This window comes from Phocaeicola plebeius (assembly GCF_003437535.1).
Classification (GTDB): Bacteria; Bacteroidota; Bacteroidia; order Bacteroidales; family Bacteroidaceae; genus Phocaeicola; species Phocaeicola plebeius_A.
Genome location: NZ_QSQT01000046.1, coordinates 1 through 11,367, shown reverse-complemented (window position 1 = coordinate 11,367; position 11,367 = coordinate 1). Strand labels below are relative to the sequence as shown.

At 41.4% G+C, this 11,367-nt stretch carries 11 protein-coding genes; 8 read left to right on the top strand and 3 right to left on the bottom strand.

All coding sequences use genetic code 11. The features are described from left to right. Positions 1 to 273 precede the first annotated feature (273 nt). The 8 genes from DXD04_RS15565 to DXD04_RS15530 all read left to right on the top strand — a co-directional run bounded on the left by DXD04_RS15565 (position 274) and on the right by DXD04_RS15530 (position 8,802). Positions 274 to 1,557: a site-specific integrase gene (locus DXD04_RS15565; RefSeq protein ID WP_117674065.1), complete on the top strand. Its 1,284-nt coding sequence runs from the start codon at positions 274 to 276 to the stop codon at positions 1,555 to 1,557. Positions 1,558 to 1,623: 66 nt separating this feature from the next. Continuing rightward, positions 1,624 to 2,916 (top strand): PDDEXK nuclease domain-containing protein, encoded by a 1,293-nt coding sequence (locus DXD04_RS15560; RefSeq protein WP_117674064.1) that lies wholly within the window; start codon positions 1,624 to 1,626, stop codon positions 2,914 to 2,916. Positions 2,917 to 2,926: 10 nt separating this feature from the next. Further along, on the top strand, positions 2,927 to 3,946 hold the full coding sequence (locus DXD04_RS15555) for a hypothetical protein (protein WP_117674063.1): 1,020 nt from the start codon (positions 2,927 to 2,929) through the stop codon (positions 3,944 to 3,946). Between the two features lie 223 nt (positions 3,947 to 4,169). Beyond that, a complete protein-coding gene (locus DXD04_RS15550) occupies positions 4,170 to 4,478 on the top strand; it encodes a DUF3853 family protein (protein WP_007842330.1) in 309 nt (102 codons plus the stop codon). Positions 4,479 to 4,492: 14 nt separating this feature from the next. Then, on the top strand, positions 4,493 to 5,569 hold the full coding sequence (locus DXD04_RS15545; RefSeq protein WP_009319341.1) for an AAA family ATPase: 1,077 nt from the start codon (positions 4,493 to 4,495) through the stop codon (positions 5,567 to 5,569). A 216-nt stretch (positions 5,570 to 5,785) separates the two neighbouring features. Beyond that, positions 5,786 to 6,745, top strand: coding sequence for a toprim domain-containing protein (locus DXD04_RS15540; protein WP_005795604.1), 960 nt, complete (start codon positions 5,786 to 5,788; stop codon positions 6,743 to 6,745). 211 nt (positions 6,746 to 6,956) lie between these two features. After that, a complete protein-coding gene (locus DXD04_RS15535) occupies positions 6,957 to 8,360 on the top strand; it encodes a hypothetical protein (protein WP_004308779.1) in 1,404 nt (467 codons plus the stop codon). Between the two features lie 88 nt (positions 8,361 to 8,448). Beyond that, entirely contained in the window at positions 8,449 to 8,802 is a 354-nt protein-coding gene (locus DXD04_RS15530; protein WP_004308780.1) for a nuclear transport factor 2 family protein, read from the top strand. A gap of 445 nt (positions 8,803 to 9,247) precedes the next feature. Here the strand turns inward: DXD04_RS15530 and lnu(AN2) are convergent, their stop codons facing one another. From lnu(AN2) to DXD04_RS16800, 3 genes are all read right to left on the bottom strand, one after another. Further along, positions 9,248 to 9,760, bottom strand: a complete 513-nt coding sequence (lnu(AN2), locus tag DXD04_RS15520; protein ID WP_004308783.1) for a lincosamide nucleotidyltransferase Lnu(AN2) — start codon at positions 9,758 to 9,760, stop codon at positions 9,248 to 9,250. Positions 9,761 to 9,784: 24 nt separating this feature from the next. Next, positions 9,785 to 10,990: a macrolide efflux MFS transporter Mef(En2) gene (gene mef(En2), locus DXD04_RS15515; RefSeq protein WP_005786079.1), complete on the bottom strand. Its 1,206-nt coding sequence runs from the start codon at positions 10,988 to 10,990 to the stop codon at positions 9,785 to 9,787. A 124-nt stretch (positions 10,991 to 11,114) separates the two neighbouring features. Then, positions 11,115 to 11,367, bottom strand: a 253-nt coding sequence (locus DXD04_RS16800; protein WP_220444618.1) for a hypothetical protein, incomplete at its 5' end; no start/stop codon positions are given.

The window sequence follows — 11,367 nt, the reverse complement described above, 5'->3', positions numbered from 1 at the left end:
GAATGTCTTTCGGTTGTCCACCGGATAAATAGAAAAAGTCCCGTAAAACGTTGATTTTACGGGACTTGTCTTAATTTGACTACCTAATGTCTTAGGTTTCAGCGGAGAGACAGGCTCTCGAACCTACATATTCAAGAAATATCATAAAATTGCAAATCATTAATAATCAAGCACTATTTGGAATACATAGTAAATCTAAATCTTTCTGAATATCTTTTGCTATTCCAAATATTGGGTGTATATTTGGGTGTAGAATTTCAAACGCACCCAATTATGAATATCAAACGAAACATCATTTTTGCATTGGAAAGCCGGAAAAAGAACGGTGTGCCAATTGTGGAGAATGTCCCCATCCGTATGCGTGTCATATACGCAAGCCAGCGCATTGAGTTTACAACGGGTTACCGCATCGATGTAGCCAAGTGGGATTCCGACAAGCAGCGAGTGAAGAACGGGTGTACCAACAAACTAAAGCAAAGTGCATCTGAAATCAATGCCGATCTGCTGAAATACTATGCCGAAATTCAAAACGTGTTCAAGGAGTTTGAGGTACAGGAAACCATGCCCACTACCCAACAGCTAAAGGACGCATTCAACCTGCGGATGAAGAATGCCAACGAAGAACAGCAGGAAGAAGCACAGATAAGTTTTTGGGAGGTGTTCGATGAATTTGTAAAAGAATGCGGCAATCAGAATAACTGGACTGAATCCACATACGAAAAGTTTGCAGCCGTTAAAAATCACCTCAAGGAGTTCAAGGAAGATGTGACCTTTGAATATTTCGATGAGTTCGGATTGAACGAGTATATCAATTTCCTGCGTGACAAGAAAGACATGAGAAACAGTACCATCGGTAAACAAATGGGATTCCTCAAATGGTTCCTGCGATGGAGCTTCAAGAAAGGACATCATCAGAACATTGCATACGATACGTTCAAACCGAAACTGAAAACCACCTCGAAAAAAGTAATCTTCCTGACTTGGGATGAACTGAACAAGCTGAAAGACTACCAGATACCCAAGGATAAGCAATACCTGGAACGTGTCCGGGATGTTTTCCTGTTCTGTTGCTTTACCAGTCTGCGTTATTCAGATGTTCGCAACCTAAAGAGAAGTGATGTCAAGTCCGACCATATAGAAGTCACCACCGTTAAAACGGCAGATAGTCTGAGTATTGAACTGAACAAGTACAGTAAAGCCATACTTGAAAAATACAAGGACATCCATTTTGAAAACCACATGGTATTGCCTGTTATCAGCAATCAGAAAATGAATGATTATCTGAAAGAACTGGGAGAACTGGCAGAAATTAACGAACCTATACGTGAAACCTACTATAAAGGGAATGAGCGCATAGATGAAGTTACCCCGAAATACGCATTGCTCAGTACTCATGCAGGAAGAAGAACATTCATCTGTAATGCGCTGGCTCTAGGTATTCCGGCACAGGTTGTAATGAAATGGACAGGACACAGTGATTATAAAGCCATGAAGCCCTACATTGACATAGCCGATGATATTAAGGCTAATGCAATGAACAAGTTTAACCAACTATAAAAGTATCAGTCTGTTTCACAGATTATCCATTATTAGAGTTATCTTTGTTAAGTAATAGTTAGTAATATGGAAAATAACAACGAACATAATATAAAGAAAGGTCATTTTGATGCCTTTGTCCATGCTGTCGGTTCGGAAATAGAACAGGCACAAGTCCGACTCATTACCGCAGCCAATGCCCAGATGTTGTTCCATTACTGGAAAATGGGGAATTATATACTGTACCACCAACACCTACATGGGTGGGGTGGTAAAATTATCAAAAAATTGGCACAGGCAATCAGATTCAATTATCCTGAAAAGAAGGGATATTCGGAGCGTAATCTTACTTATATGTGCCAGTTTGCCCGTTTATATCCGTTAAATGTACTTCGTAGTTTTATTGAAGCAGATTCAATACTGTCGGTCCCAAATATTCAAAACATTACTAATGAAGTCCTTAAGCTCAATAGCGGACAATTTACGCAGGAGCTTACTGCGCAAATACAATCTACAGATAATCAATCTTTAGAAATTACGCAGGAAGTTCCTGCGCAATTTCTAAATGTGGCAAAAACAGTATCTGCCATTTATCAAATAAAGATTGAGGAAATAGAAAATTTATTCTTGGCATCACCGATTGCAAGGATAAATTGGGCAAGCCATATGGTCATACTCAATAATCCGCTACCATTGGGCGTAAGGTATTGGTATATTAAACAATCTGTAGAAATGGGTTGGAGCAGTAATGTGCTGAAAATGCAGATTGAAAGTAATCTGTATGACAGACAAATCAAGAGTAACAAGGTAAACAACTTCACTGCCACACTTCCGGCACCTCAAAGCGATCTTGCCAATTATCTGTTAAAAGACCCGTATATCTTTGACTTGGCAGGAGCAAAGGAAAAGGCTGACGAAAGGGATATAGAAGAACAGTTGGTAAAGCATGTAACCCATTACTTGCTGGAAATGGGTAACGGCTTTGCTTTTGTTGCCAGACAAAAACATTTCCAGATTGGGGACAGTGACTTTTTCGCCGACCTGATTCTATATAATATCAAGCTCCACGCCTATGTCGTCGTGGAATTGAAAGCAACGCCATTCAAACCGGAATATGCAGGGCAGTTAAATTTCTATATCAATGTTGTAGATGATAAACTGAGGGGAGAAAATGATAACAAGACCATCGGTCTTTTGCTGTGCAGGGGTAAGGATGAGGTCGTGGCACAATATGCCTTGGCTGGATATGACCAGCCGATAGGTATCAGCGACTATCAATTGAGCAAGGCAGTACCCGAAAATCTGAAATCTGCCCTACCGAGTATAGAAGAAGTGGAAGAAGAACTGACCTTATTCCTTGACAAGGACAAGAACCCATAATATAAAGTATATGGCAGGAAAGATACAGACGATGATTCCCCAATATGGAGAACTCAACAGAATATACAGAGACTATATAGATAATTACGCTTTTTCTTTTGACAGGCAGAAATTCATATCGGATTTCTATCAGGAGTATAATGACATGAAATCCTTTGAAGCCGCTATCCTTGAACTGGTGCTTGACAAGCAAAAAGAGCAATACACCTTGATACTCAACAGCCTGAAAACTGAAATAGAAAAGAGCATACAGGCTTATGAGATACGCCCGTTAAGTGACAGAGCCATAGAACGTGCTTGCTATCAGCACATGGAAAGGTATTCTCAGGAAATTGAAGCCCAGCTGGATGTTACAAGAAGTCTGAGCAAGCCGCTGAATGAAGCCAACAACAGGTATGATTCCATTGGTTACAGGGAGCATACAGCCGAAGAGGAAAAACAGGCAGAGAAAGAATATGAACGCTGCAAGGCTGAATATGACAGGGAAAAAGCCAAACTGAACAAACTCTATGACCAGCAAAAGGCTGCAAGAACAGAGGCATTCCAATATATGAAGAACTGTTGTGCGGACATATACCGTCAAAGCTGCCTTTTTCTGGATATATTGAAGAAATACATTCCTGACGGAAAGCAAGAGAATAAATCAAGCGAGCCAATCAGTCAGCAGGAAACGACAGAAGAACAACAGGAATATTTCAGCATGAAATTACTTTCGCTCATTCATGAGGTGTGCAAAGGAGAACAGTTCGAAGAAATTTCCGCACCAGATTTCTATGCCAATATGAATCTTCACCCCTGCAACTGTAAGCTGAAAATAAAACCGAGAGAGAAAATACGTGTATGCTATCTGATATTCCTGATGAGCGAGAAACTCTCCAAACAGGACAGGGACAAATGGAAAGACAGAATACTGAAACTGCTGGATATTGACGACAGCTACTACAAATCCAAGTACAAGGAGCCTGTTTCAGATTTCCCCAGTGACAGCAACCAAAATTTCGCCAAGGAAATGGAACATATATTCAGATAATCCGTGATATATCCTGATACTTTACGAAAGTTCCACTTTTACCACTCAAAATAATTTTTGAGTGGTATTTTTGTTTTCTGATATTCAATAAGATACAATGATATTCAGTTTGTACCGTCCCCATCCTTACCACTCATAACCCTACCTAATTTTGCATCGTTCGAGAACAGAAATAACAGCCAGTGCGCAGGGCTGATTGTTTAACGACTAAATAGATTGGACGATGACAAATATCCAAGAATTATTATCAAAACCCGTCTGGCAAATGACAGGCGAAGAATTCATATTCCTGAGTAAGCACGCTTCAGGTCAGGCCGAAGCATTGCCGCAACCCGTTACAGACACGGAAAAGAAGTATGTGTACGGAATACTCGGTATAGCCAAACTGTTCGGGTGCAGTCTGCCCACTGCCAACCGCATAAAGAAAAGCGGTAAGATAGACAAGGCGATTACCCAGATAGGGCGCAAGATTATAGTTGATGCAGAACTGGCTCTTGAACTTGCCGGAAAGAAAACAGGAGGACGGAAATAATGGGAGGTATGCTTATGGACTATATGAGAGAAATAAAGGAAATATCTGCAGAACAGGCGATAATCCTTTGGCAAGCCTCACGTCTGAGCCTATCGAAAATCTATGAGAAAGCACCTGAGATTTTAAAAGTGCAAGGTTCGGTCATTGGCACACTGGGCAATTTCAGTGCATCCATAGGCAAAGCCAAAAGTAAAAAGACTTTCAATGTGTCGGCTATTGTAGCCGCCTCATTGAAAAACGGTACGGTACTACGGTATGTGGCAGAACTTCCGGAGAACAAAAGGAAAGTCCTTTATGTGGACACGGAACAAAGCCATTATCACTGCCTGAAAGTCATGAAACGTATTTTACGGCTGGCCGGTCTTCCTGATGACAGGGACAATGAACATCTGGAGTTTCTCGCTTTGAGGAAATACACGCCCGAACAGCGCATCAGGATTGTCGAACAGGCTATCTATAATACACCGGACATAGGGCTTGTAATCATAGACGGCATCCGTGATATGGTATATGACATCAACAGTCCGGGAGAATCGACACGCATCATATCCAAGTTGATGCAGTGGACGGATGACAGGCAAATACACATCCATACGATACTCCACCAGAACAAAGGCGATGAAAACGCAAGAGGGCATATCGGTACGGAGCTGAACAACAAGGCGGAAACCGTTCTTCTCGTGGAAAAGGACAAGAGCAACGGGGATATAAGCAATGTTTCGGCCATGCACATACGTGCAATGGATTTCGAGCCTTTCGCTTTCCGTATCAACGACAATGCATTGCCTGAACTCATAGAGGGGTACAGACCCGAAGCGAAGAAACCCGGAAGACCGGAAGAGGAAAAGTTCGACCCTTACAGGCATATTACCGAACAACAGCACCGCATAGCACTAGAAGCGGCTTTCGGACTGAAAGAGGAATACGGCTACAAGGATCTGGAAACCGCCTTAATCAAGTCTTATATGTCAGTAGGTGTAAAACTGAACCATCAAAAGGCGGTATCACTTATCACCATGCTCCGGAACAAACGGATGATAGTACAGGAGAACGGCAGGAAATACACGTTCAAGCCAGACTTTCACTATTAGACCGTCTAACCTGTAATCACTTCACTTTATTCGGCAGGTCTATATATTAAGGATAAAGCGAAGCGATTGCAGAGAATGTAAAACCGCTTCACTTTATTACCGTATCCTATATATACGAAAATAAAGTGAAGTGATTATACAGACCGTACTTCATAAAAAGGTACGGGCGAAAAGAGAAATAAATATTCCAACCATTATTCAAACACTCATCTTATTATGGATATACAAACAGCAAAACAAATCAGGATAGCGGATTTTCTGTACAGTTTGGGACATTCTCCCGTCAAGCAGCAAGGTATCAACCTGTGGTATAAATCCCCGTTACGGGAAGAGACAGAGCCCTCGTTCAAAATAAATACCGAACGCAACCAATGGTATGATTTTGCAATTGGTAAAGGTGGAAATATCATTGCACTGGCACAGGAACTCTACTATTCCGACTATGTACCTTATCTTCTACAGAAAATCGAGGAACAGACTCCGCACATCCGTCCCGTATCTTTCTCTTTTGGCAAGCAGTCATTTTCCGAACCGAGTTTTCAGGAGTTGGACATTGTACAGCTGACTTCTCCTGCCCTGCTTGCCTATCTACAGGAAAGAGGGATAAACACGGCACTGGCGAAAAGAGAATGTAAGGAAGCCCGTTTCACCCACAACGGCAAACGTTATTTCGCCATTGCTTTTCCGAACATATCGGGTGGATATGAAATCCGCAACCGATATTTCAAGGGATGTATCGCACCAAAAGAAATATCCCATATCAGACAGTCAGGAAAGCCAAGGAGTGCATGTTACGTTTTTGAGGGATTTATGGATTACCTTTCCTTTCTGACCTTAAGACTGGAAAGCTGTCCGCAATCACCCGACTTCGACAGACAGGATTACATAGTTCTTAATTCCGTAGCCAATGTTCCCAAGGCACTCTATCCGTTGGGAAGCTATGAGCGCATCCACTGTTTCTTTGACAATGACCGTGCAGGAATGGAAGCAATACAGCAAATCAGAAAGGAGTATGATGCTACCCGGTATATACGTGACGCCTCGCAAATCTACAGTGGATGTAAAGATCTGAACGAATATTTACAGAAACGAATAGCCGATAGGAAAGAGCAAGCGCAATCTGTCAAAAAGAGGAATGATACACTATCCAAGAAACCGAAAGGCTTCCGGTTATAGCCCACTATAACTACACGCTTCGCTTTCGTAGTTGTGGGCTCTCCCGAGGGGATTAGGGCTTTGCCCTAATGACCCACTCAGGGCGTTTCACCCCTGAGAACCCCGAGCAAAGAGTGACCCTCTCTTTGCAATCTCCGCTTATGGGTTACCCCTAAGAACCCCTCTGCGAAAGCGAGCAAAGTAAATCAATTGTAAACAAAGGAAAGAAGCTATGGCAACAAAATCAAGCATACATATCAAGCCTTGCAACATCGCATCGAGCGAGGCACACAATCGAAGGACTGCCGAGTATATGCGTAATATCGGGGAGTCCAGAATCTATGTCGTTCCCGAACTTTCCACCGATAACGAACAGTGGATAAATCCCGACTTCGGCACTCCCGAACTGCGAACTCATTATGACAATATCAAGCAAATGGTCAAGGAAAAGACCGGACGTGCCATGCAGGAAAAGGAAAGGGAACGCAAGGGAAAGAATGGAAAGATTATCAAGGTGGCGGGATGCTCACCCATCCGTGAAGGAGTATTGCTTATCAGACCGGACACCACACTGGCTGATGTACGCAAATTCGGTGAAGAGTGCCAAAGACGCTGGGGCATCACTCCGCTACAGATTTTCCTGCATAAAGACGAAGGGCATTGGCTGAACGGTCAGCCGGAAGCAGAAGACAAGGAGAGCTTCCAAGTCGGTAACAGATGGTTCAAACCAAATTATCATGCTCATGTCGTATTCGACTGGATGAACCATGAAACTGGAAAGAGCCGAAAGCTCAATGACGAGGATATGGCAACCATGCAGACCCTTGCTTCCGATATTCTCCTGATGGAACGTGGACAGGCAAAAGCTGTCACAGGTAAAGAGCATCTGGAACGAAATGATTTCATCATTGAGAAGCAGAAAGCCGAACTGCAACGTATAGAGGAAACCAAGCGACACAAGGAACAACAAGTAAGCCTTGCCGAACAGGAACTCAAACAGGTAAAAGCAGAGATACGCACGGACAAACTAAAGAAAACAGCCACCAATGCTGCTACCGCCATAGCAAGCGGTGTAGGTTCTCTTTTCGGAAGCGGTAAGCTGAAAGAACTGGAACATCACATCGAGCAGCTACATCAGGAAATTACCAAACGGGACAAAGCTACTGATGAATTAAAAATTCAGATACAACAAATACAGGAACAGCATAGCAGACAAATTCGTAATCTTCAAAGAATACATAATCAAGAACTTGAAGCCAAAGACAAGGAAATATCACGATTGAGCACCTTGCTTGAAAAAGCCCACAAATGGTTTCCCATGTTCAAAGAGATGTTGAGAATGGAAAAATTATGCGCTGTTATCGGGTTTACCAAAGACATGATAGAAAACCTCTTGACAAAGAAAGAATCCATACAATGTAGTGGCAAAATTTATTCCGAAGAACACAGGTGGAAATTTGACATCAAGAATGATATTTTTAGGGTTGAGAAACATCCGATGGATAGTGGTAAGCTTATGCTGACCATAAACCGACAACCCATAGTACAATGGTTTAAGGAACAATGGGAAAAGTTACAGCAGAATCTACGTAACTCGGTGCAGAGAGAGCAAAAATCCAGAGGATTTAGAATATAGAATAGCCTATTATTAATAAAATCAAGTATCTATGCATCCAAACAGATTGTTTTTATTACAGAATCAAAATCCTAAGAATTTATAAAAAATGAAGCCTAAAGAAGTTTTGGAAAAATGGATAGATTGCTTTAACAAAGCAGATGCTTATCATATAGCAGAGCTGTATGCTACTAATGCAGTAAATCATCAAGTCGCAAACGAACCAATAATTGGTAAAGAATCAATCTACAAAATGTTTGTGAATGAATTTGCCACTGCTAAAATGGTTTGTATGGTGGAAAATATTTTTGAAGATGGCGAATGGGCTATCATGGAATGGAAAGACTCTCTTGGACTTCGTGGATGCGGATTTTTTCATGTAAAAGATAACAAAATCGTCTTTCAAAGAGGGTATTGGGATAAACTTTCATTCTTGAAGCAACACAATCTTCCAATTGAATAAGTACTATCAGAATACGGACTGGGAAATTGAAATACCCAGTCCGAGTTATATAATGAATTTTACTTGTTAAACTATTTAAAGTCAGTTGGATAACAAACCATACCTTTCACATTCTCAGTAGCTCCAGGTATTAATTCAGCCACCATGCAATATTCATGAGAGACTTCGAAAGGAAATTCAATTCCTAAATCGATAGCCTTGCGATAGCCAAATCGAGGATAATACTCTTTATGCCCCAATACGACTGCTGTGCCGTAACCCAAAAGTGCTGCCCTCTGATGGGCTTACTGAATCAACATCCCCCCCAATTCCCTTACGCTGGAATTCCGGCAAGACTGCCAATGGAGCTACACTCAGGGATGTGACAGACTGGGTGTCACTATCTATCTTTACTTCTGTAAGTAAGATATACCAGACAATTTGTTTTTCTGTCATTTTCTTGTTCTTATCTAATTGTTAGGCTCATTGTTGTTATACATTGTTTAATTATAGATAAATCGTGAATATCCTTCTCTCTTAAATCGTAGCCCGAATGGAATACTTGTTGCCCTTTTGCAGAAATGCAAGGGATGCTTCTGCCTTCAAAGACTGCTGTTCCAAAATAGTCCGGTTGAAATTCATACCAGCCTCCATCCAAGTCGGCTTGTTTGGAAGTGCCGTCCGCATTCAAGACAAAAGGATGGATATCAATATAGCCTAATTCTTTGCTATACAGTTCCACACGGGTGGGCAACCAATTTGTTTCAATTTGATATCCTCTCTCCTGCAAAAGATCAAGGAGTTGGTCTGTATAATTGGCATCAAAATCAATGTCAATATCTCTATGCAAGCGGGTTTGCTGTCCGTACAAGACATCCACTCCCCAGCCTCCATCCAACCAAAACTGCATGTCCAGGCTTTCCAACAAGTCCAAAACTTGAAATAACTCTGTAATCGTAGTGTGTTCTTTCTTTGTCATATAATAATTCTTTAATAAATAATACTATGCGTAATTATCCAACTGCTTGATTGAAGAAATAAAATTTGCACCCACTCCAATCAGAAAGATAACCCATCCGCTGATCATAAAGACGGATGTGATACCCCATGCTTCCACCCAATATCCTGAAGCTACGATACCCAGCATTGATGGAAAGGTACTCAAACTAAAGATGAGAGAAAAAGTCCGTCCAAGCATGTCCGAAGCCAAGTTCTGCTGAATAATAGCGATGAAAAGCGCATGGTAAATGGAATAGGCTATGCCTCCTGTAAATGTTAGGCAAACAAAACCTATAAATGCGCTTGATGGTAAATAACTGGCGCTAATCAGATACAATCCCAATATCACATAAGCCGTATGCATCACTAATGTTTGCTTGCTTTTCAAAGCCTTACAGGCAAGTACTAAACCGCCCAACAATGCCCCTGAGCCCCAACCCATTTCCACAACTCCCATTTGCAAAATGTTTCCGTTGAAATGCAGAAGCGTCATAAAAGGAAATAACGTAAAAACAGGCATAAGGACAAAAGTCACCAGCGTAAAGCATACGAATAAAGGCAAAATGCCCATTGTACGCCGCAAGGTATGCCAACATTCCGTCAGTTCTTTTTTGAAATCTGGAAGAACTTTCGTTTTTTGAAGAGAAGGAATCTGGACACAAAGTAAGGTCAGACAAGCAGCAACAGCTCCGATCACATCTATGAGCAGAATATACTGTATGGGAAGCCAAACAACGAGGCTTGCCCCTACAACGGGGGCTATCACCTCACTGAAGGATTGAATGGAATGGTACAAACCTGATACCCTGACAAGATGGTGCTTGGGAACCAGTAGAGGGATGCTTGCCTGTAAAGCAGGTGCATGAAACGTACTGCCTATTGAACGACAAGCAGTCAATAGATAAAAAAAAGAAAGGTCTTTATAACCCTTGGTTATCACAATAAAAAGACATAGGGTACAGAACGCGATGAACAAGTCCGAATAAAACATCGTTTTCTTTCGATTCCATCTGTCAACATAGACCCCGGCAAACAAGCCTAATACAAATTGTGGTAAAAATCCAGCTAAAATAGCCAGAGATAAAGCTGTCGGGGATTTAAATTCGTTGCTAATCCAAAAAATAATGGAGAAGCCAACAATCGTACTTGTTAAAATAGATATGAGTTGGCCTATTCCTATCACGGCCAAAGTTGATTTCCAATGATTCATTGTGCTAATATTTCATGCGTTTATAGATAAGTACTTTCGTACATTAAGCAAAACGAAATTCTATCCACACAAAAAACTTGTATTATAATCCACTCCTGACGTTGGAATACAATAACAAATACTTTCAGGACGATGTAAAGTCCTGAAAAATCAAAGTGAATGGATAGATAAATATTAGTCTTTTCTCATCGGATTCTTTTAATATCGCTACTCTTTTATTATGTAGTGGTTGTATTATCTTAAATAAAACAAAAACACCCGACTTTACATTCTTGGGTGCAAAACTGGGTGTTTGTTTTGTAATCTGCTGATTTTCAGCGTTTGTTGCGGAGAGACAGGGATTCGAACCCCGGGTACCTCGCGGTACAACGGTTTTC